We start from the raw sequence: 22515 nt of genomic DNA, 5'->3' as shown, positions 1-22515 counted from the left end.
AGTTGTTATTTTTCATTTAATTAGATAATTAAGTTAACACTTAATTAAATATTGAGCATCTACTTTTAGATCATGAATTAAAGTTTAAAAAACTAAAGTTCCGCATTGTGTATTCCTTGGGAACTTCACTAAATAATGTTGTTATCAACAATCATTTTCAATATTTCATGCTAGAAGATATTTTTATATTCACAAGTTATTCATGCATTTCATTCATAACTCTATTCAACAAAGCCCCCTAACTCATACTTTTCTAATTTGTTAGTTTATCCCCCATTCCAAATTCAATTTAGAAATGCTTTATTTTTAAAGCAGGTATGTATATGTCTTCTCCTATCGAACACAACGCTTCAACAGATATAACGGTGAATACGGCTACATGGAGCGCGGTGGTAGTGATGTCTCTATGTTGCGCTGTGCTGATCGCATCTGAATTTATGCCTGTGAGCTTACTTACACCAATTGCGCTTGACCTCAAGATGACAGAGGGTCAGGTTGGACAGGCAATTGCAATCTCAGGGATTTTTGCCGTTATTACCAGTTTGATGATAAGTAAACTCACTAGAAACTGGGATAGACGTTCCGTGATGCTTGGGCTAACGCTATTGATGATACTTTCAGGCATCATTATTACTTTTGCTCATAATGCTCTTGTATTCATGTTAGGACGGGCAATTCTAGGAATCGTCATAGGCGGTTTTTGGTCAATGTCCACAGCCATTGTAATGCGATTGGTATCATTCAATGATATACCAAAAGCATTGGGACTTTTAAATGGCGGCAATGCCTTAGCCACTACTATTGCTGCACCTTTAGGGAGTTTTCTAGGTTCAGTCATTGGTTGGCGGGGGGCTTTCTTTTGTATTGTTCCCATTGCCATGATTGCATTACTCTGGCAAGTTAAAACCATGCCCTCACTACCTCCAGTCAAGACTCAACAAATGAGAGGCAATGTATTCCTGTTATTAAAACGGCCTGTGATCTGCTTAGGTATGTTCGCTATTTTGTTCTTGTTTATGGGGCAGTTTGCACTGTTTACTTATTTACGCCCCTTTTTAGAAAAAGTGACTTTGGTGGATGCAAACCAGCTTTCTATGCTGTTATTGATTTTAGGTATTGCAGGTTTGCTCGGTACTTTTATTATCAGTCACATCTTACATAAACATCTGTATCGTTATTTAATCTTGATTCCACTCACAATGGCATTTCTAGCAGGTGGATTTATCTTATTTGGGCATCATGTCTGGATGATTGCAGTGTTGATAGCTTTATGGGGTTTAATCGGAACATCTGCACCAGTGGCATGGAATACTTGGCTCACCCGCTCTCTGCCTCATGAAACGGAGACTGGTGGTGGTCTCATGGTCGCTATTATTCAATTGGCAATTACCTTAGGAGCAACTGCGGGCGGCTTACTTTTCGACTGGCAAGGCTATCAGGCAACCTTTACTTTAAGTGCAGTTGTATTGGGGATGAGTGCTCTATTTGCCTCATTTACACGGCGGTATCTGTTAAACGTAAAGCATCAATGACCAATCTTAAGGCTGGGGATTGTTGTCTCCGATGTGGATAGTATAAATGGTAACCCGAAAACTGGATGCTGTAATCATCCAGTACCTTGACCAGTCGTCCACAACGCAGATCATCCTCAATCATATCTTCTGGAATATAGGCAATTCCCAGTCCCAACTGTACAGCATCGGCACTGTGATAGGATTCATTAAAGACCCATTGCCCATTAATTTTGATTTTTATTTCCAGCCCATCTTTTTCAAACTCCCAAGCATAGATGCCGCCTTGTGTGGTGAGTCGGAAACCAATACAGGAGTGTTGGGTCAACTCCTGTGGCGATTGAGGCTGACCATGTTTTGCAAAATATTCAGGTGTTGCTACCACAGCCATTTTGACATCATTACCGATCCGAACAGCAATCATGCCCTCTGCGACGCGGCTACCAAAACGGACACCCGCATCAAAGCGTTCAGCCACAATGTCCACCATGCCACTGTTTGCCGTTAATTCGATATTAATGTCAGGATAACGCTGGGTTAGCTGTTGGAGTTTTGGCAGCAAAATTTGTCGGATGGCATGGCTACTGGCATTAATCCTGACGGTGCCTGCGGGTGTATCCCTTAACTTACTTAACAAGGAAAGCTCATTGTCGATATGATCGAAACTGGCACTAATGGTTTGCCTTAAACGCTCTCCTGCTTCTGTCGGTGAGACGCTTCTTGTGGTTCTCGTGAGTAACAGCATACCTAGCCTTTCTTCTAGCCCCCGAATGGTATGGCTGAGTGCAGATTGCGAAACACCAAGTTTTCCAGCGGCTTTAGTAAAACTTCCCTCTCGCGTCACCATCAGAAAGGCATAGAGATCGTTGTAATTTTCTTTGGTGATCATAAAAATCAGCTTTTATATTTATTGCTACCTCATCCAGTATAACGCGAAATAAGTCAATTTAATGCATGATTAATGAATACCACTCATAAGTCCATGCTGTTTTTTTAGTCTAATCATTCTAAATAAAACCACCTAAACTGTTTTCAACACATGGTTTTAACTGGTTTATACGATGGTCGGTTGGGAATGTGGATAGGAAATAGGCATCTGCATCAATGAATTTAAGGGCATATTAATCATGAATAAAACTCAATATTCCTATGCTTTTGTTGGCTGTTCGATTGTGTTTGCAATTCTTTTGAGCTGCTTTGCCTTAACCACTACCGCTAAACCTAACCTCGACCATCATCCAACTGTGACAAGAGTTTCAAAAATGAAAATTCAAATTGAGGTTGAAGGCTCAGAACAGCCTATTTTTGCAACTTTAGATTCATCATCAAGCACCCAGGATTTTATTAAACAACTGCCGCTTTCATTGAAGCTTAGCGATTATGCATCCTCAGAAAAAATAGCCACTTTACCCCATAAACTCTCAACCCAATCCGCATCCAATGGTTACACAGGTCAAGCAGGTGATCTGACCTATTACGCGCCTTGGGGAAATTTAGCAATTTTCTATAAAGATTCCGATGTCGGTTATGCCCATGGGCTTATTTTTCTTGGAAAAATGGAAGACCTGCCAAAAGAGTTTTTGAGTCAGTCGGAATTAACCGTTGTGATTCGCCAAGTGAAATACCCCTCTAACAATGAATAAGTGAGATTGCTATGTCAGTCATTCAGTACAACCAAAAATTTCGTAAATCTGTTTTAGCCGTCATTACGGCAGCAACAGTAGGTTTATTCTCCTCTACCACAGTGATGGCAGCAGATATGTCAAATAATGCAGATAATTTTTACCAAAGTAGTCAGGTCAACATCCAAAAAGTGACGTTTAAAAATCAGTACAATATGCAGGTGGTGGGTAATTTGGTGATCCCTAAAAACCTTAAAAAAGGAGCAAAATCACCTGCAATTGTAATTGGTCATCCCATGGGTGCCGTCAAGGAACAAAGTTCCATGCTGTATGCGCAAAAGTTGGCAGAACAGGGTTTTATCACCTTAGCGATTGACTTGCCATTCTGGGGTGAAAGTGAAGGACAGCCCCGTAATGTGGTTTCTCCTGACATGTATAGTGAAGCCTTTAATGCAGCGGTTGATTATCTAGGCACCCGTGATTTTATTGACCGTGAACGTATAGGTGCTTTAGGAATTTGTGGTAGTGGTAGTTTTGTCATTAGTGCCGCAAAAATTGATCCGCGCATGAAAGCGATTGCGACTGTGAGTATGTACGACATGGGTGCGGCAAACCGTAATGCACTGAATCATTCTCAGAGTTTAGAACAGCGAAAACAGATCATTGCGTCTGCTGCTCAGCAACGTTATGTGGAGTTTACAGGTGGAAAAACTGAATATACCAGTGGAACGGTGCATGAATTAACTCAGGATACTCATCCAATTCAACGTGAGTTTTATGACTTCTACCGTACTCCGCGTGGTGAATTTACAGCTAAAGGTGCTGATCCTAAAACAACCACACACCCAACACTTAGCAGTAACATCAAGTTTATGAACTTCTATCCATTTAATGACATAGAAACAATTTCTCCTCGCCCAATGCTATTTATTACAGGTGATCAGGCACATTCAAAAGAGTTTAGTGAAGAGGCTTATAAGCTGGCTGGGCAACCTAAAGAACTGTATTACGTTAAAGGTGCAGGTCATGTTGATTTATATGATCGTGTGAATTTAATTCCATTCGATAAATTAGCAGCATTTTTTGAAAAGAATTTATAGAAAATATTGGATTAAAAACTTGAAGGTGGTTAAGAGCCACCTTTCGGTTTTAATTCGCAGTTCACTTGTCTTTTATATAGGGTAATTATCATAGTTAAGAATATAAAACCATGTTACTATTGTTTTAGTAGTTACATTCAAGTTTATTAATTTCTTATGAGTAAAAATACCAATCTTGAAGTCTGTCCAATTGCAAGAAGTCTTTCAGTTCTTGGCGATGCGTGGAGCATGCTGATATTGCGAGATGCTCATGCGGGTTTCACTCGTTTTGATCAATTCCGTAAAAGTTTAGGTATTGCTCCCACAATGCTCACTAAACGCTTATCTGTTTTAGTCGATGAAGGATTACTTGAAAAGCGACAATATTCAGAACATCCGCCACGCGAAGAATATGTACTCACTCAAGCAGGTCACGATTTTCTACCAGTTTTGTTTGTGATTGGAGCTTGGGGACGTAAGCATAAACCGTTTGAAAATCCTGAAAAAATGCCTATATTCCTTGATGCTGAACAAGGGACTGAAATTAAACCTATCGTGATTGATCAAGTGACGGGAGCTGAAATTGGTACCCGTCCGATTAGTCAAAAATAGCGAATAATTTAAATTAAAAAAAGCACTCAGTTAGAGTGCTTTTTATTGGTTCTATTTAAAATAAATTGGTTATTTTGCTCGGCTACGTTGGGTTGCATAGTTTCCCCAACCACTGAGTAAAACTGATTTAATAAATGCCCATAAGCCACTTTCCTTAGGTTTCGGCTCTTTACCTTTACCAATCCGTTTGAGTTGTTGGGTATACCAAAGTACTTCCATAATCCCCAGACTATCAATTTTCTTAATGCCTGTTTTGATGGGTTGCACTGACTGAAAACCATTTTTTCCTGCTAGTAAAGATTTAGGTACATCAGGTTCAATTGCCATAAGTCTTGCAATTCCAATGACATCACATGCATGGGACTGCAAAGCTTGATCCATACCTTCTACAGTTCGGAATCCACCTGTTACCATCAACGGCGTTTTTACGAGTGTTCTCACCTTTTCTGCGAAATCAATAAAGAAAGCTTCGCGTGCGATTGTCGATGCTTTTTGTGGAGCTTTGGCTACACCAGATTCGTAAGTACCACCCGATATTTCAATCAGGTCAATGCCTGCATTCGCTAATGCCTGAATTGTTTCTAACGAGTCTTGCTCGGTAAACCCGCCTTTTTGAAAATCTGCCGAGTTAAGCTTAATCGCAATAGGAAACGCTTTACCGACTTGTTTTCGGATCTCTGCATAAACTTCCATTAAGAAACGGCGACGTTTTTCTGGTGTACCACCCCACTCATCATTTCTTAAATTATGTAAAGGCGACAAAAACTGGTTAATCAGATAACCATGTGCAGCATGAATCTCGACTCCACTAAAGCCAGCCTTTTTACATATCGCAGCGCTACGCCCAAAACGCTGAATAATTTCTAAAATCTCTTCGTGTGTTGCTTCATCAGGTGTTGCAAATAAAGACTGCATTTCTGCACCAAATGGCACTGCCGATGCAGAAATATTCCGTACATTTAGCCCTTTTGGTGATTGTTTTCCCGGATGATTTAACTGTGCCCACAATTGAGAACCTTGTTCGGTCACGGTTTTTGCCCATTTTTGTAAAATTGCAAAATCACGCTCATCCTCAACCACCACATTGCCAGCCTCACCTAAGGCTTTGCGGTCAATCATAATGTTGCCAGTTATGATCATCCCAATCCCTGATGCGGCCCAACGCTGATATAGCCGAACATGTTTTTCGTTTGGATTATTTGAATAGCTGGCTAAAGTTTCACTGGTTGCAGCCTTCGCTAATCGGTTTGGAATGATGACACCATTCGGTAAAGTTAAGGGCTGATTCAAAAGATTCGTTTTTAATTGCAGATGAGTCATGGCTTATCTCACACAGTTAAAGAGGGTTTTGAATGAGGTTGAATAAAGTCCACTAAACTTTGAAACCACATCACATCCACAAAATTTCCGGTAATGACAAGGTCTTGTGTTTTAAGTGCAGTTAAAAAAGTGTTTACACTGTCTTTGGCTGATAACACGGCAAACCCCTTGCCACCCGTCTTAAACGTAAAGGTAAAACTTGGTGACTTGGTTAGCCCTGAGTAAGAGTTAATCTTGCCATTTTTCACTTCGAAATAGCGGCCTTCACCACTTGCTGTTTGAATCTGAAAGATGACATTTTTATCTTTCACATAAGCTGCGCATTTCGGGTTCTTTTTTACAGCACGCTGCATGAGCTTGGTCAGCATCCACAGCAATAATTTAAATTTCATCATTTTTATCTTCTTGATTCATCAAATTGAATGGACCGAACTCATGGGCATTATTCATCTAAAAACTGTATTGCATGTTTTACGAAGCGTTCAGGGTACTGAAATTGGGCACCATGTCCTGCATCGGGATAAATAAATAGCTGAGCGTTTGGAATGTTAAGTGCCATGTGATATGCATTGATGGTCGGAATCATCACGTCATCGACACCATTTAAAATGAAAGTAGGTTGTTTAATCTCATGTAAATGTGCAAAAGGATCTTGTTCATCAAGTTTAGGTAAAAAATGCATATTGGCTTCTATTTGTGCCTGCATGACTTCAACTGAGCTTGCTGGATCTTGGTTTTTACGCTCATGGCGACGTTGCCAAAATTCATGCCCCGCCTGAATAGCAGCTTCAGATCGGCCAAAAAATAAAAAGAGAAAGTCTTCTTCAGACGGTATAGCAGTTGTTGCATGCTTTAATACCAAAGCAGCGACTTCTGGATCATCTCCACGTGTTTTACCGCCTCTTGGTCCCGTACCTAAAAGCATCAGCTTTCTCACAAGTTCAGGATGACGGCGTACTAAATCTTGTGCCTGAAACCCTCCAAGTGAAAAGCCTAATAGGTCAACCTGCTTTAAGCCTAGTGCACGAATGACTGCTGCCGCGTCATCTGCCATATCTTCAATGCGAGTACGGGGCTGGCCTGTAGAGGAAGCAACGCCACGACCGTTGAATAAAATGACTTCACGCCCTTGTGCCAAACCATCAGTAATGAGTGGGTCCCAATTGTCTAAACCACCTCGGAAATGCTGAAGAAAAAATAGCGGTGGTTGCCCTGTATTTGCATTACCCCATCGACGATAGGCAAATTTTGCTCCATCTACTTCAATGAATTGGGTCTCGGCTGTTTGGTGTGTAATTGTTGTCATCATCATTGTCCTAAATTTAAGCTTTTATTTATCTAAGAATGTAAGTGATTGTTTTACAAAATCTTCTTGGAACTGAAAAATTCCACCATGGCCAGCATCTGGATAGATAACAAGTGAGCTATTTGGTAAGCGCTTTGCTAAATCATAAGTATTTACTGTTGGCACCATTCGGTCATGATCACCATTAGCAACTAACACTGGTTGTTGAATCACAGAAAGGTCGGAAGGTTTTTTACTTCCCCATTTTTTGAGTGCTTTAAGCTGGGCACGATAGGCAGAAATAGTGATTTCTTTATCGCGGTTTTCGGTACGTTCATTAATACGTTGAATAAAGGCTTTTGCAGAAGCTTTACCATTTTCTGTACGAGTGAAAAAGAGATAAACCTTAGGGTCTTGACCAGTCACCATTCCACGAACTAAATCCCAATTAGAAATTCGCCCGACTGTGCTAATTCCAGTACCACCCGCAGGGCCAGTTCCTGATAAAATCATTTTTCGTACCAAATTCGGCTGTTTTAGCACAATCTCTTGCGAAATCATGCCGCCCATCGAAAAGCCAAATAAATCAACTTGCTTAAAGCCTTTTGCTTGAATGAAAGTAATCGCATCATCTGCCATTTGTTCAATTGACTGTGCTGGTTCACCAGTCGAAGCACCAACGCCGCGATTATCAAACACAACAACATGATGTTTTGCCGCAATTCCATCAATAATTCGTGGGTCCCAGTTATCTAGTACAGCAGCCAAATGGTTTAAGAAAATGATAGGTGTTCCACCGTTTTGTTGACCATATTCTCGGTAAGCGAAGTTAACGCCACCTGCACTAATAAATTGAGTTGGTACATTCTTCCAATTTGTATCTTGCTCGGCGTGTTGCCCTGCTTGCGGATTGCTAACAGCACTTGATGACACTTTATGTGCCTGAATTGATGGTTCATTAAAAGAAACCGATGGCACAACCTCTGCCTGAGTTAAGGGAGCACTAAAAATAGATATCGCCGTCAAACTCATAGCAACTGTATTTAATAAAAAATTCATTTCTCTGATCCTCAAATTTAATTCATTGATCTGATTCATCTGTTTTTATGAGTGATCTTTCAAAGGGAGAAAAGATAAAAACAGAGTAAGTATCGATTTAATACTCAATATACACAGGCAAAAATACATTGTCGCTATCTTTTTAGTAGTAACTATTTTATTTTTAGATTATGATGAAAAAATCAAGCCAGAATTCATTGGTTCAGGCGACAAAGTTTAAGTAAGGAACATGCTATGACCAGCAAAGTAGTTCTAATTACAGGTGCATCTTCTGGTATTGGTTTAGCAACAGCAAACCTTTTACATGAGGCTGGATTTATTGTTTATGGCACAAGCCGACAAGCAAAAGATTCATCAAAATACAAATTTCATCTTATTGAGTTAGACGTAAATCAAGACAATTCAGTTGCCCAAGCCGTTGAGAAAGTAATAGCAACCGAAGGAAAAATTGATGTCTTAATTAATAATGCTGGGTTTGCAATAGCGCCTGCTGGCGCTGAAGAAAGCTCAATGCAGCAAGCACAGGCTATTTTTGATACCAACTTTTTTGGTGCTGTTCGAATGACTCGCGCAGTGATTCCACACATGCGTCAGAAAAAATCAGGACTTATTTTAAATATCAGTTCAATTCTTGGACTTGTGCCTATGCCATTTGGCGCACTTTATTCTGCGTCAAAACATGCACTTGAAGGTTACTCTGAATCTTTAGATCACGAATTAAGATCTCAAGGCATTCGTGTGTCACTTATTGAACCTGCTTACACCAATACGTCTTTGGGAGTAAACTTACTCGAAGCAGACAATAAAATTTCTTTTTACGATCAAACGCGTGAAAAGCTACATAAACAAATGATTAATTCAATTAATAAGTCAGATGACCCGAGTGTAGTTGCCAATACAATTTTAACCGTCATTCAAAGCCAACAGGTCGTACCACGCTACACAGCAGGAAAAACTGCAAAAAGCTTAAAAGCGTTAAGACAATTTGCACCAGCAAAGATCTTTGACAAATTAATTCACCGCAGCTTGAAAGTTTAGAACAAACCCAAGCCTATAAAACTTTAAAAATAATTTCGAGAAATAGAGGTTTCAAATGAAAGCAGCCTACATTAGCCGTTATGGCAACATTGATGACGTACAGCTCAATGAACAATCTCAACCACCACTGACAGCAGACGCTGTGCTTGTTAAAGTTCATGCTGCAAGTATTAACCCTCTCGACTTAAAAGTTTTAGAGGGTGAACTTAAAGCAATTCTGCCCGTTCAATTTCCTTTTATTTTAGGCAATGATTTTGCAGGTACAGTCGTAGAAGTTGGATCGAACGTTACACAGTTTAAAGCCGGAGATGAAGTCTATGCCAAGACAGATTTAAACGGTGCTTTTGCTGAATATACTGTGGTTCAACAGTCTTCACTTGCACTTAAACCTCAAAATATTTCTATGGAACTGGCGGCTTCTCTCCCGCTTGTTTCGTTGACGGCATGGCAAGCTCTGGTCGAAATTGCGAAAGTTCAGGCCGGACAAAAAGTACTGATTCATGCAGGTTCAGGTGGTGTGGGTTCAATTGCGATTCAGCTTGCTAAACATCTAGGTGCAACTGTTGCTACAACGACAAGTGGTAAAAATGCTCGTTGGGTTAGAGAACTAGGCGCCGATATCATTATTGACTATAAAACGACGGACTTTGAGCAAGAGCTTAAAGACTATGACGTGGTGTTAGATACGCAAGGTGGAAAAACTTTAGAGAAGTCTCTGAATATTCTTAAACGTGGTGGACGACTTATCAGTATTTCTGGTCCGCCTGATCGTGCTTTTGCTGAGGCAATTCAAGTCAACTGGTTATTGAAATGTGTTATCCCGCTTTTAAGTTGGTCAATTCGCAATAAAGCAAAAAAACGTGGCGTTACCTATTCATTTTTGTTTATGCAGCCGAATGGTCAGCAGCTCTCAAAAATTTCCCAATTGGTCGAAGCTGGAAAAATTAAACCCGTAGTTGACCAAGTCTATGAATTTATTCAAATTAAAGAAGCGCTCCAATATGTAAATACTGGACGAGCAAAAGGTAAAGTCATCTTAAAAATTTCTGAATAAGATCGGAGATAAATATGAATGATCAATTGTTTGGTCAAACAGGTTTAAATGTCTCACAAGAAGCTAAATGAATACTGGATAAACAGCAAACGATTTTATAGACACTGTTTCGTCAAGCTTGAATTGATGCTAGTCATTTAGAAAAAGCCCATCATTTTTTCTAAATGACTAGAGGTTGTGCTCATTTGATAAATAGCTCAAAACAGCTCAGCCTTGTGAATCCTAGTAAAATTATATTCACGGTGCCGAGTACACAAATGAACATAATATTGGTTATGTCGTAATCTACGCACGCAGCAATCTTTACCGGCATCTTATTTATGACTGTGGTTCGTGGTCAATCTACTTTTTATTTAATGCTTTCCTTAATGAGCTTAATCGTAAATTAGGGTTATAAAAAATAGTTTGTATCACTCTGAATTTTAGGCGAAATATGCTGCTCAACCCACGTTAACCATGTTCTTGTTTTAGCATCAATAAAATGACGCGATGGTAGTAAGGTATAAACACCAATATCAGGTGATCTCCAATCCGCTAAAATGCGACGTAATCTGCCAGTACGTATCGCCTCAATCACCGTAAAGGTTGGAAGCAATGCGATGCCCATATCTTGTTGAACCATGTCCAGTAAGAGTTCTGGTGTATCTGCAATCAATGGCCCTGTAATATCAACTTGATAGGAACAACTGTTTTCACTGACGAGATGCCATTGCGGTGTAATAGATGGGTTCACCAATCTTAAACATGCGTGTTTTTGTAAATCATCTAATGATTTTGGTTCGCCATATTTTTCTAAATAGGTTGGTGATGCACAAAGTAATGAAAATATTGTCCCAATTTGACGCGCCATAAATCTTGAGTCAGCCAAAGATTCCGTAAGATATAAACTGACATCAATTCCCTTACCTAAAAGGTCGGGGACATTCTGCGAAGTACGGTACTCAACTGTAAGCTCTGGATAGGTTTGACAGAACTCGGCCATCATTGGAGACACATAATGATGCCCAAAACTGGCCATACTCAAAACACGTAACTTCCCTTGTGGTTTGGTCGCCATTCCCATCGCCTGCGCTTCGGCTTCTTCCACCATTGCCAGCACTTGACGGCATTGCTCTGCATAAGTTGCACCAATATCGGTCAACGCATGCTGTCTTGTGGTTCGTTGTAGTAATTTTGTTTCTAAACGCCCTTCTAATTCACTAATGAGTCGGGACACTTGCGCTGTTGTCAGTTCCATCTGCTCTGCGGCAGCGGTAAAGCTTCCACTATCAATGACTTTTAGGAAAGCATGCATTGCATGGAGTAATCCACCATCAAGATTTTTGCGCATAACGTAAATATGTTTTTCTTAATTACGCATTGTTGCACCAGTCTGGATCAATCACAATGACATTAATGTACATACATTGAGCAGTTTTTATTGTCCTAAATGAACTGATCAATCTTTTTTCTAGTATGTCATTTACTCCAAATATTCAACGGGATGTTGAGAAAAGAAAGTAGCTCGAACTACAAAATTCCAAGGAGAAATAAATGAATATCGCGACAAAATTTACTCCACATAAAATTCCAACCAAGGATGTATCGCTTGAAGATAAATATTTAAGTGATGACGGTACTGCTTACATGACAGGTATTCAGGCCATGGTGCGTTTACCCCTTGCGCAAACACGGCGAGATACTTTAAACGGTTATCATACTGCTGGTTTTATTTCTGGTTATCGTGGTTCCCCTGTCGGAAACTATGATAATTTTCTCTGGCAAGTTGAAGGCATACTCAAAGACCATCATGTGGTTTTTCAACCTGGCGTAAATGAAGATCTCGCTGCTACTGCAATTTGGGGTACTCAACAAGCCAACCTTGCAGGTCAAGGTAAATACGATGGTGTGACCGCTTGGTGGTATGGCAAAGGTCCGGGTGTAGATCGTTCTGGAGATGTTCTCCGTCATGCCAATCTTGCAGGAACATCAGAGTTAGGTGGTGTGGTTGCCTTCTTTGGGGATGACCATTCTTGTAAATCTTCGAGTATTCCACACCAGTCAGAACATGTCATGATCGGTTGCGGCATTCCAATTTTTTACCCGACTTCCATACAACAAATTCTTGATTTAGGTGTACATGCGGTCGCAATGTCACGTTTTTCTGGTGTATGGACGTCGATGAAGTTAGTCAGTGAAATCGTTGAAACCTCTGCTTCTGTTCATGTGGATTTAGATCGAATTACTCCTGTTTTACCTAAAAATGTTCAAATGCCTGAAGATGGTGTCAATATTCGTTGGCCAGATCACGGCATTCAACAAGAAGAACGTCTGTATAAATATCGCTTACCCGCTGTATTGGCTTATGCGCGCGAAAATGAACTGAATCAGGTGACATGGCATTGTGCTGATGCGCGTATTGGTATTGCAGCCAGTGGTAAAGGTTATTTAGATACGATTGAAGCCTTACGTATTCTCGGAATTGAAGGCGAAACAGCCCAACAGCTTGGTCTTCGAGTGTATCAAGTTGCTTTAATTTGGCCCTTAGAGCCGCAAGGTCTTCGTGAATTTGCCGAAGGTTTAGAAGAACTGATTGTTGTAGAAGAAAAACGCCCGATTCTTGAAGCACAAATTAAAGATGAACTCTATGCGCTGCCAGATGGCAAACGCCCTCGTATCATCGGTAAAGCCTGTGATGGTAAAGGTGAATGGAGTACATCGATTGATGAAGCGCCTTTAATTGGTCACTATGAATTCCAACCTGAACCGATTGCAAAAATGTTGGCCGCTCGATTCTTAAAATTAGATCTTCCCGAAAGTTTAAAAACACAAATTCAAAATAAAGTTGAGCTCTTACAAAAGGCAGAGTACGAGTCACGGCGTGTTCTGGATATTGCAGAACGCAAACCTTTCTTTTGTAGCGGCTGCCCTCACAATTCATCCACTGCCTTACCTGAAGGTAGTCGAGCATTAGGTGGCATCGGTTGTCATTTTATTGCGGTCTCACTTGATCGTGGTACAGAAACGTTCTCGCAAATGGGTGGTGAAGGCGTGAGTTGGGCTGGCGCTTCTCATTTCACCAATGAAAAGCATATTTTTGCCAATCTAGGCGATGGAACGTATTTCCATTCAGGTTATCTGGCCATCCGCCAAGCGATTGCTGCAAAACTCAATATAACCTACAAAATTCTCTACAATGATGCCGTTGCCATGACGGGTGGACAGCATGTCGATGGTCATCTTAGCGTGGCACAACTAACACGACAACTTGATGCAGAAGGCATCACAAAACAAGTGATCGTCACGGATGAACCAGAGTTGATTCATGCCGAAGAAGGTATTGCATCTCACGTCGAGATTTACCACAGAAATGAACTAGATGATGTTCAGCGCAAATTACGTGAGATTTCTGGGGTTACAGCATTAATTTATGTTCAAACCTGTGCCAGTGAAAAACGTCGTCGTCGTAAACGCAATGCTTATCCCGATGTTGCAGAGCGAGTTTTTATCAATAGTGAGATTTGTGAAGGTTGCGGCGACTGTTCTAAAAAGTCCAACTGTTTATCTATCGAACCTGTTGAAACAGCGTTAGGAACGAAACGTCAAATCAATCAAAGCAGTTGTAACAAAGACTTTTCTTGTGTCGAAGGTTTCTGTCCAAGTTTTGTGACGGTGCATACCCGCGATATGAAACGTCCAGAAATATTTAAAGGTATAGAAGCTGGCTGGCCAGAAAAACCCATCCTTCCTGAACTGGATCAACAACCCATCCGTATTATGGTCGGTGGTGTTGGCGGTACAGGTGTGGTGACAGCAGGTGCTTTATTGGGAATGGCTGCTCATTTGGAGGGTAAGGCGGCACGTATCATGGATATGGCTGGACTGGCCCAAAAAGGGGGCACGGTTTATTCCTACATACAACTTGCGACAGAAGATGAGCAAATCTCTGCAACCAAAATCCCTGCGGGTCAATGTGATTTATTAATCGGTGCAGATGCCATTGTCGCAGGCAGCAATGCAGCACTTTCTCGTTTAAAAGCGGATGCTGTTGTCATCGTCAATGAAGATGGTTCCCCTACTTCTGATTTCCTTGGGTCTCGTGATTGGTATGCCCCAATTACAGATTTGATTCATCGACTTCGTGGTCGAACCGCACAAGGAAAACTCACATCTTTACCTGCAACACGAATTGCCACACAAGTGCTGGGTGATGCGATCTTTGCAAATCAGATATTACTTGGCATGGCTTGGCAAGCAGGTCAGATTCCGTTGAAGCGTGAAAGTATTGAGCAGGCAATCCATTTGAATGGTACGGCTGCTGAAAAAAACCTTGAAGCTTTTCGCATCGGTTGTCATCTGATGAGTGACCCTGACTTAGCCAAACGCATTATTGCAACCATACCAACAACGCGTAAACCAACCACGTTGGCCGAACTCGTTGAAGATCGTTCTGCGCGTCTGGTCGAGTATTGGAATCAAGATTATGCAACTCAGTATCGAACACTTGTGGAACAAGCTGCCAAAGTATTGCCCGAAGAACTCGCTGGAACCATTGCGACACAGCTATATCGAGTCATGGCCTATAAAGATGAATACGAAGTTGCACGCTTACTCACAGGAAAAAGCTTTAAACAAACGATTGAAAACCAGTTCGGTCAAGGTCTACGTTTAACCTATCACTTAGCTCCTCCTGCTTTGGGTGCTCATAGTGCTATACGCAAACGTGCTTTCGGATATTGGATGCGTATTCCAATGATGATTCTTGGTCGATTACAGTGGCTTAGAGAAACATTCCTTGATCCATTTGCTTTACAACAAGAACGTCAAAAAGAACATGCGTGGCGTGATCGTTATATCGCATTTGTCAAAGCCATTAGCTCTGCACCTGAAAGTTATGACTTATCTATTGCTGAGCAAATCGCTCAATTACCAGCAGATGTACGCGGTTTTGGTCATGTTAAAATGCAAGCGATGGACACGGCGATACAACGTTGGGATGAACTTTCATTGAGTCTTCGTAAAGAACATGAATAAAGGAAAGGGATTTATCTAAATAAGTAGCTGATACAGGATCAAACTTGGTTGTATTGAGACTCAGGTTATAGATCAGGTTCAGCTACTTTATATTTACAATTTAATAGCTAACATGTCTAAAGCTTGAGTTCACATTTAATTTTTGCACAGACTTTTAAAGTCGAATCCACTTCATTTTCATCAAGATTGAGTTTGCACTTGGTATCTTGGAAGATTTTTGCGACAGGACCTTTTAAATCCTGACCAGATTCGGTTAATGAAATATATTTACGGCGACGATCAAGAGTATCTACAGCTACTACAATAAAACCCGCTTTTTCAAGTCGTTTAATGATCGGTGTGAGTGAACCAAGATCAAACAAAGTTTGCTCACTCAGTTCGCTAGATGACAAGTGATTTTGATTCCAAAGAGCAGCCAACACCAGAAGTTGAGGATATGTTATTCCAAGTTCAGATAATGGTTTGGTGTAGTTTCGCATCATAGCATTCGTCGTCGAATACAGTGTAAAACAGAGCATTTTGTCAAAATTAAATGTATCTAGCATCGAACTCATCTGTTATGTCCTGAAAAAATTAAAAACGATGAACAGCCTCAATTAACACGGACACCGAATCTGGGTTTGTTTCCTTCGAAATTCCATGCCCCAAGTTAAACACAAAACCTGTATCATCTTTTTGTTTTCCGTAAAAAGATGTCATGACTTTATTCACTTCGTTTTGAATGACAGAATCAGGGGCAAGTAATACTGCGGGGTCGAGATTACCTTGTAAGGCAACTTTAGAACCCACTCGCTGACGTGCTAAATCCAGATCAGTCATCCAGTCGAGTCCTAAAGCATTAGCTCCACATCCTGCCATTTCTTCAAGCCATTGACCACCTCCTTTTGTAAAGACAATTGAAGGAACTGAACGCTCACCTAACTGGTTTTTTAAAATATCTAAAATAAAGGTAATGTACCTGAGAGAAAACTCTTGATAAGCAGCTCGACTTAGTAACCCTCCCCACGTATCAAAAATCATGATGGCCTGTGCACCAGCCTCCACCTGACATTTAAGATGCTGTACAACGGCTTGAGCATTTTTTTCTAGTAATTGATGTAAGATTTTCGGGTTGCTATAAAGCATACTTTTTATAATTATAAAATCTTTTGAACCCTGTCCCTCGACCATATAACAAGCCAATGTCCACGGACTTCCAGAAAAACCAATCAGTGGAACTTGACCATTGAGCTCATGACGGCATTGGCTGACTGTTTGATATACATAAGATAAAGATTCTTGGGAAGGAATCTCTAAATTATTGATCGCTTGTTCAGAACGTATAGGGTTTTTGAATTTAGGCCTATGATTTTCTTCAAAATATAAACCTAAGCCCATTGCATCAGGAATAGTCAAAATATCAGAAAATACAATCGCTGCATCTAAATCATAACGTCGAATAGGCTGCAAAGTTACTTCAGTTGCATAGTCAGGTGTTTTCATCAAATTAATGAAATTTCCTGCCATTTTACGTACTGCTCGATATTCAGGAAGATAGCGCCCAGCTTGGCGCATCATCCAGATTGGTGTTCGATCTAAGGGTTGTTTTTGTAAGGCTCTAATAAAGTTAGTATTTTTAAGCGGTGCAAAGTTTGTCATTTGAGACTCTAATTATATAGATGGGGATTTAGCTAATTCGATTATGATTCGCAGCATTTTTCATTTCTGAAATAGCTTCTTGATAATTAGAAGTATTGAAGATCGCCGTTCCAGCTACGAATGTATCTGCGCCCCATTTAGCAATTTCAGCGATATTACTCGCATTCACGCCACCATCCACTTCAAGACGAATATTTCTACCACTTGAATCGATTAACTTTCGTGCCTCAGCAATTTTAGGAAGAACAGCAGGTATAAATTTTTGTCCGCCAAATCCTGGATTTACCGACATAATGAGCATTAAATCGATTTTATCCATCAGATACTTGCATGAATCAAGCGAAGTTGCTGGGTTGAACACCAAACCAGCTTTGCATCCTAGGTCTTTAATGAGCTGAATTGAACGATCTAAATGGATAGTGGCATCAGGGTGAATAGAGATATAGTTTGCACCCGCTTTTGCAAAATCAACGATCAAGGAATCCACTGGTGAAGCCATGAGATGCACATCTATCGGTGCTTGAATTCCTTCAGATCTAAGTGCAGAACAAACTTGGGCCCCCATGGTTAAGTTGGGAACATAGTGATTGTCCATAATATCAAGGTGAATCATATCTGCACCAGAATCTAATACCGACTTCACTTCTTCACCTAAACGGGCGAAATTTGCTGCTAGAATTGAGGGAGCAATCCAAATGTCATTCATATAAAGAGCCTAAATATAAAAATAGTTATCAATGATTTGCAAAAGAGGATTTGATATCCAAAATCATCTCGTGACTTAAGTTTTCTAAATGTAAGTGATGACCACCTTCGTACCCGCTTACTTTTGCATTGCTTCCTAAATACTGGGACTTTGAGCGAAATTTATCACCAACAAATAATCAACTTGTTCCAAGTAGAATAGTCAAAGGACAATAATTGGGTTTAGAAAGCAACCGGCTTGTTCATCAGTCGACTGAATTGGTTCTGATAAAGTGAGCCGAGGATCATGTCGCCATCGTTAAAACATACTTCTGTGTTGCCGCCGTAAGACTTAATTAATTTGACAACCGATAGGTTCGGATTAACTTTGAGCGCATAAAAAATATCAACATATTCTGGCAAAGCATTTCTTAATTCTTGGAAGTTTTTTCTTTATTGGCTTTCATCATAAAGTTAGCGTTCCCCATTTTTTTATTTTCAATAAAATATCTATAGAACGATTCATTTTAAAAAATTCCAATAATTTGTACTTCTATAATTCTGCCGTTATTCTACAAAAATATTACTTTGTGCGCAAAGTAATATTTTGGATAATTGCATCTCAAATGGTTTTATGTCAAATAGGATATTTAAAAAATACTGTCACTAGGTTTAAACAATTGTTTAAAACCTCCTGAGTTTAGACAGCTATAGGTTCCTTCCATGCTTAACAATACTTCTTCGTTGCAAAATCCTGTAATTTGATGATATGTAATTAACGGTTGCCCTTGCTCATCTTTTAAAGCCAATAATCCAGCGACACCATAACATACAGCCGAAACGCCCCGCCTTGATGATAGATTTTTTCATTTGAGCGTAAGTATTTGATTAAATAAGTGGTAGTGCATTGAGCAAACGCAAATATCTACTTCTTACCGCTCAGTTTTTTGCTAGATGCCTGAACAGAGTTTTAGCCGCAGTAAGTTAAGCCGTTATCTTTAGACCTGAGACATCCTTCTGTAAGCAAGTCTGAATGTATTCAGCATAAACCGATAATTTTTCATAAATATGTTCTGCATAAAACATGTCTTCAATCAGTCGGGATGCCTGTTCCAAACTATAACTTCCATTTGCATAAAGTAATTGCGCATTTAATTTTGAAAATTTTTCACATATTTCAATATAAGTTTGATCTTTACGTTTAAACAATAATTTACGCATATCGAGTTCAGCGCAATGCGTGATCTGGTCGCATGGATCAGATTGAATAATATGAATCTGAATTTTTAAAAATTTCTCAAGTTCTTCTATCTTTTGTCTATTCAGTTTTAAGTCAGTAATGAGATAGATATGCGAAACATCTGTTCTTGAGAAAGCTTTAAGTAATGAATAATAAAAGAAATCGACAGCATTAAACTCTAAATAACTCAAATCTAAATACAGATTGAGTGCTTCCAGCGCGGCATCAGCCTTAAGATTTTGGCTTTTCCCTGTCTGATAATATGGATTTAAAATATTCAAAACAGCATTGGTTGCTGAACTCTGGTAGATGACCTTTTGGTTCAGGTTTGCAAGAACAAAAGGAGAAAATAAATACGCCACATTGTACTGATGTGCTTGAATTGCAGATTGAACAATATAGTGCACTTTAGATTTTGAGAGCTCGCGTAAAACTTTAGCCCGAAGTAATGTTGCCTCTAAGTTGACATAGTGTTGCGCAAGCTTCTTTTGCAGTACTTCGGAAAAAATTTCATTTTCAACAATTTCAGGAATACTGTTTAAACTCTGAGTTACAAACATTTCATGACCGACCAAATTGACTTATTTCGACCTATTTTCATCTTATTTGATTGTCATAAGTAGCTACAAAAAACTATAAATAAAAATATAACAGAAATGCTAGAACTTTTTAGTTCTGTTATATTTTTATTATTGGCATTTTGTACCTACAGCTTGAGTTTATTGTCCTGCAAAATCTAAGCAATTATTCAAAGTAGGTAGTTTTTATGAAACGATCTATAGTTTGTCATTACACTGCACTACGCTGTGTTTCTCTCAACCCTCTTTGCTATGGTTTGCAGTGGAGGTTCCTATGAGCCTTGGGTTAACTGCGCTAGAACTGGCTAGAATTCAATTTGCTTTCACCGTTTCTTTTCATATTATATTTCCAGCCACCTCGATAGGTTTAGCCTGCTTTCTAGCCCTGCTTGAATGGAAATGGTTACGTACTCAAAATCCGATTTATAAAGATCTCTTCAAGTATTGGATCAAAATTTTTGCTGTGGCTTTTGCTATGGGCGTTGTCTCTGGCATCGTCATGGCATATCAATTTGGCACCAACTGGAGTGAATTTTCACGAATTTCAGGTTCCATCACAGGGCCTTTGCTCACTTATGAAGTCCTCAGTGCTTTTTTCCTTGAAGCGGGCTTCTTAGGCATCATGTTGTTCGGCTGGGGACGTGTGCATCCTAAAGCCCATTTTTTTGCAACCCTTATGGTCGCTATTGGAACCTGTATTTCCATGTTTTGGATTTTGTCATCCAATAGTTGGATGCAGACACCACAAGGCTTTGCCATAGAAAATGGCATTATTGTGCCTACTGACTGGTGGGCTATTGTATTTAATCCCTCTTTCCCATATCGCTTTGCACATATGGCAACGGCAGCATTCCTTGTGTCCTCATTATTGGTGGTGGGCACTGCTGCATGGCATTTACTCAAAGGGCGCCGTGATGAATTGGTAAAAAAATCCTTTTCGATGGGCCTATGGATGGTGCTTGCAACTTCCTGTCTGCAAGTAGCGATTGGGGATCAACATGGTTTGAATACCTTAGAGCATCAACCGAGCAAATTGGCTGCGATAGAAGGTCATTGGGAAACCAATCATGATCATGGCATGCCTTTACTGTTATTTGCCTTACCTGATATGGAAAATGAACGGAATATGATGGAGATTGGTGTGCCTAATTTAGGTAGTTTAATTCTCACCCATTCTGTAGATGGCAAAGTGACAGGTTTAAAAGATTTTGCCCCTGAAGACCGCCCGAATGTTCCAATTGTATTTTGGAGTTTCCGAGTTATGGTTGGGCTAGGCATACTTATGGTTTTAATGTCGTTCACAGCATTATGGCTGCGTAAAACAGGCAACCTCTATGAAAGCAGTTGGTTTCATAAGTTCGCCACGATTATGGGACCAACGGGTTACATCGCCTTACTTGCAGGTTGGGTCACAACAGAAGTTGGTCGTCAGCCTTGGGTGGTCTATGGAGTTTTGCGTACCAAAGATGGCTTGTCCATGACGGTCACCGCTAATCAAGTGGGTATCAGTTTAATTATTTTTGTACTGGTCTATACCGTTGTATTTGGTGCAGGCATTTACTACATGTTGCGTTTGATCAAAGCTGGTCCAACCGCTATAGACAGCATAGATACGCATCCCGCAGGTGTGGGGCATTTTAAAACACCAATGCGACCTTTAAGTGCGGTTGATGAAGCTATCGATACAACTGAAGGCCTGCCAAACGATAATAACCTTGATCACAAGGAGAAGCACCATGATTGATTTGGCTTTAGTTTGGGTCGGTATTATTGGGTTGGGTGTATTAATTTATGTGGTCATGGATGGTTTTGACCTTGGCATAGGTATTCTTTTCCCATTCATTCAAGGGCAACCAGAACGCGATGTAATGATGAATACGGTTGCACCTGTATGGGATGGCAATGAAACTTGGATGGTTTTAGGCGGAGCAGGATTATTTGCCGCCTTCCCTTTGGTTTATTCAACGGTTCTATCTGCACTGTATATGCCAATCATTCTGATGGTCGTGGCATTGATTTTTAGAGGCGTGGCTTTTGAGTTCCGTTTTAAAGCACATCGTACTAAATACCTCTGGGATTTGGCTTTTATTGGTGGTTCTTTTTTCTCAAGTTTCTTCCAAGGTGTCATTTTAGGTGCTTATATTCAAGGGGTTGAAACTCAGAATGGCATTTATAGTGGTGGTGCACTCGATTGGTTAACACCGTTTTCAATATTTGTCGGGTTTGGCGTTGTAATTATGTATGCAGCCTTAGGTTGTGCATGGTTGATTATGAAAACCGAGGCAGATTTACAACACAAAATGTATGGCTTGATGCCCAAGCTGATCATGGTTTTATTGGTTGTCTTTGGTGCGGTCAGTTTGTATACACCATTGAGCCATCCAGAAATTGCGCAGCGTTGGTTTAGCCTGCCGAATCTTTATTATTTTAGCCCTGTGCCTGTTTTGGTTCTGATTTTATCTGGATTAATTCTTAAAGCATGTGCTCAACAAAAAGACGTTCAACCTTTTGTTTTCACACTAGGTTTAGTCTTCCTCGCATTTACAGGCTTTGTGATTAGTTTGTGGCCAAATATCATTCCTCCTTCTGTATCCATCTGGCAAGCAGCGGCACCTGAATCCAGTATGAAATTTGCATTGGTGGGCGCCATCATTCTAATTCCAATTATTTTGATCTACACCTTTTTGTCCTATTGGGTATTTCGTGACAAAGTGCGTATAGGTGATGAAGGCTATCATTAATGGAGATAACGACAATGCAAAATCCAATGCAAAAATTGCAA

General features: G+C 40.1%; 19 protein-coding genes. 9 read left to right on the top strand and 10 right to left on the bottom strand.

Annotated elements, in window-relative coordinates; all coding sequences use genetic code 11:
* Positions 1-323: 323 nt before the first annotated feature.
* Positions 324-1532: an MFS transporter gene (locus tag M5E07_RS08425; protein WP_252218456.1), complete on the top strand. Its 1209-nt coding sequence runs from the start codon at positions 324-326 to the stop codon at positions 1530-1532.
* Here the strand turns inward: M5E07_RS08425 and M5E07_RS08420 are convergent.
* Positions 1495-2400, bottom strand: coding sequence for a LysR family transcriptional regulator (locus tag M5E07_RS08420; RefSeq protein WP_252218454.1), 906 nt, complete (start codon positions 2398-2400; stop codon positions 1495-1497). The two genes, M5E07_RS08425 and M5E07_RS08420, sit on opposite strands and share 38 nt — an antisense overlap.
* Before the next feature lie 238 nt (positions 2401-2638).
* On the opposite strand from M5E07_RS08420, the gene M5E07_RS08415 reads away from it, so the two are divergent.
* From M5E07_RS08415 to M5E07_RS08405, 3 genes are all read left to right on the top strand, one after another.
* Entirely contained in the window at positions 2639-3154 is a 516-nt protein-coding gene (locus M5E07_RS08415) for a cyclophilin-like fold protein (RefSeq protein WP_252218453.1), read from the top strand.
* A gap of 11 nt (positions 3155-3165) precedes the next feature.
* Positions 3166-4233 carry an alpha/beta hydrolase gene (locus M5E07_RS08410; RefSeq protein ID WP_252218452.1) on the top strand — a complete coding sequence of 356 codons (1068 nt, stop codon included), beginning with the start codon at positions 3166-3168 and terminating at the stop codon, positions 4231-4233.
* Positions 4234-4389: 156 nt separating this feature from the next.
* A complete protein-coding gene (locus tag M5E07_RS08405) occupies positions 4390-4824 on the top strand; it encodes a winged helix-turn-helix transcriptional regulator (protein WP_252218450.1) in 435 nt (144 codons plus the stop codon).
* 69 nt (positions 4825-4893) lie between these two features.
* On the opposite strand, the gene M5E07_RS08400 is transcribed toward M5E07_RS08405, so the two are convergent.
* From M5E07_RS08400 to M5E07_RS08385, 4 genes are read right to left on the bottom strand one after another with little or no spacing between them, the layout of a single operon-like run.
* On the bottom strand, positions 4894-6144 hold the full coding sequence (locus M5E07_RS08400; RefSeq protein WP_252218449.1) for an NADH:flavin oxidoreductase/NADH oxidase family protein: 1251 nt from the start codon (positions 6142-6144) through the stop codon (positions 4894-4896).
* Between the two features lie 8 nt (positions 6145-6152).
* Complete coding sequence (locus tag M5E07_RS08395) at positions 6153-6539, bottom strand: helicase (RefSeq protein WP_252218448.1); 387 nt, start codon at positions 6537-6539, stop codon at positions 6153-6155.
* A 47-nt stretch (positions 6540-6586) separates the two neighbouring features.
* Entirely contained in the window at positions 6587-7450 is an 864-nt protein-coding gene (locus M5E07_RS08390; protein ID WP_252218446.1) for an alpha/beta fold hydrolase, read from the bottom strand.
* A 24-nt stretch (positions 7451-7474) separates the two neighbouring features.
* Positions 7475-8488 carry an alpha/beta fold hydrolase gene (locus M5E07_RS08385; RefSeq protein ID WP_252218443.1) on the bottom strand — a complete coding sequence of 338 codons (1014 nt, stop codon included), beginning with the start codon at positions 8486-8488 and terminating at the stop codon, positions 7475-7477.
* A 234-nt stretch (positions 8489-8722) separates the two neighbouring features.
* On the opposite strand from M5E07_RS08385, the gene M5E07_RS08380 reads away from it, so the two are divergent.
* Together M5E07_RS08380 and M5E07_RS08375 are read left to right on the top strand one after the other, a co-directional pair.
* A complete protein-coding gene (locus M5E07_RS08380; protein ID WP_252218441.1) occupies positions 8723-9526 on the top strand; it encodes an oxidoreductase in 804 nt (267 codons plus the stop codon).
* A gap of 55 nt (positions 9527-9581) precedes the next feature.
* Positions 9582-10580 carry an NADP-dependent oxidoreductase gene (locus M5E07_RS08375; protein WP_252218438.1) on the top strand — a complete coding sequence of 333 codons (999 nt, stop codon included), beginning with the start codon at positions 9582-9584 and terminating at the stop codon, positions 10578-10580.
* A gap of 391 nt (positions 10581-10971) precedes the next feature.
* Here the strand turns inward: M5E07_RS08375 and M5E07_RS08370 are convergent, their stop codons facing one another.
* Positions 10972-11910 carry a LysR family transcriptional regulator gene (locus M5E07_RS08370; RefSeq protein WP_252218437.1) on the bottom strand — a complete coding sequence of 313 codons (939 nt, stop codon included), beginning with the start codon at positions 11908-11910 and terminating at the stop codon, positions 10972-10974.
* Positions 11911-12113: 203 nt separating this feature from the next.
* Here M5E07_RS08370 and M5E07_RS08365 point away from each other — a divergent pair, with 203 nt between their 5' ends.
* On the top strand, positions 12114-15593 hold the full coding sequence (locus M5E07_RS08365; RefSeq protein WP_252218436.1) for an indolepyruvate ferredoxin oxidoreductase family protein: 3480 nt from the start codon (positions 12114-12116) through the stop codon (positions 15591-15593).
* 116 nt (positions 15594-15709) lie between these two features.
* Here M5E07_RS08365 and M5E07_RS08360 read toward each other — a convergent pair whose 3' ends face one another.
* The 4 genes from M5E07_RS08360 to M5E07_RS08345 all read right to left on the bottom strand — a co-directional run bounded on the left by M5E07_RS08360 (position 15710) and on the right by M5E07_RS08345 (position 19715).
* Entirely contained in the window at positions 15710-16147 is a 438-nt protein-coding gene (locus M5E07_RS08360; RefSeq protein ID WP_252218435.1) for a MarR family winged helix-turn-helix transcriptional regulator, read from the bottom strand.
* Between the two features lie 19 nt (positions 16148-16166).
* Entirely contained in the window at positions 16167-17231 is a 1065-nt protein-coding gene (gene hemE, locus M5E07_RS08355) for a uroporphyrinogen decarboxylase (protein WP_252218434.1), read from the bottom strand.
* Positions 17232-17259: 28 nt separating this feature from the next.
* On the bottom strand, positions 17260-17937 hold the full coding sequence (gene rpe / locus M5E07_RS08350) for a ribulose-phosphate 3-epimerase (protein WP_252218433.1): 678 nt from the start codon (positions 17935-17937) through the stop codon (positions 17260-17262).
* A 962-nt stretch (positions 17938-18899) separates the two neighbouring features.
* Positions 18900-19715, bottom strand: a complete 816-nt coding sequence (locus tag M5E07_RS08345; protein ID WP_252218431.1) for a hypothetical protein — start codon at positions 19713-19715, stop codon at positions 18900-18902.
* A 292-nt stretch (positions 19716-20007) separates the two neighbouring features.
* Between M5E07_RS08345 and M5E07_RS08340 the strand changes: the two genes are divergently transcribed.
* Positions 20008-21477 (top strand): cytochrome ubiquinol oxidase subunit I, encoded by a 1470-nt coding sequence (locus M5E07_RS08340; protein WP_252218429.1) that lies wholly within the window; start codon positions 20008-20010, stop codon positions 21475-21477.
* The gene (gene cydB, locus M5E07_RS08335) at positions 21470-22474 is read left to right on the top strand and encodes a cytochrome d ubiquinol oxidase subunit II (RefSeq protein ID WP_252218427.1); all 1005 of its coding nucleotides are present in this window, start codon (positions 21470-21472) and stop codon (positions 22472-22474) included. Before M5E07_RS08340 ends, cydB begins: the two co-directional genes overlap by 8 nt.
* The last annotated feature ends 41 nt before the right edge of the window (positions 22475-22515 follow it).

Origin of the sequence: Acinetobacter tibetensis (assembly GCF_023824315.1) — a bacterium.
Lineage (GTDB): Bacteria > Pseudomonadota > Gammaproteobacteria > Pseudomonadales > Moraxellaceae > Acinetobacter > Acinetobacter tibetensis.
The sequence above is the reverse complement of the archived record's forward strand: the minus strand, read 5'-3'. Positions and strand labels throughout refer to the sequence as shown.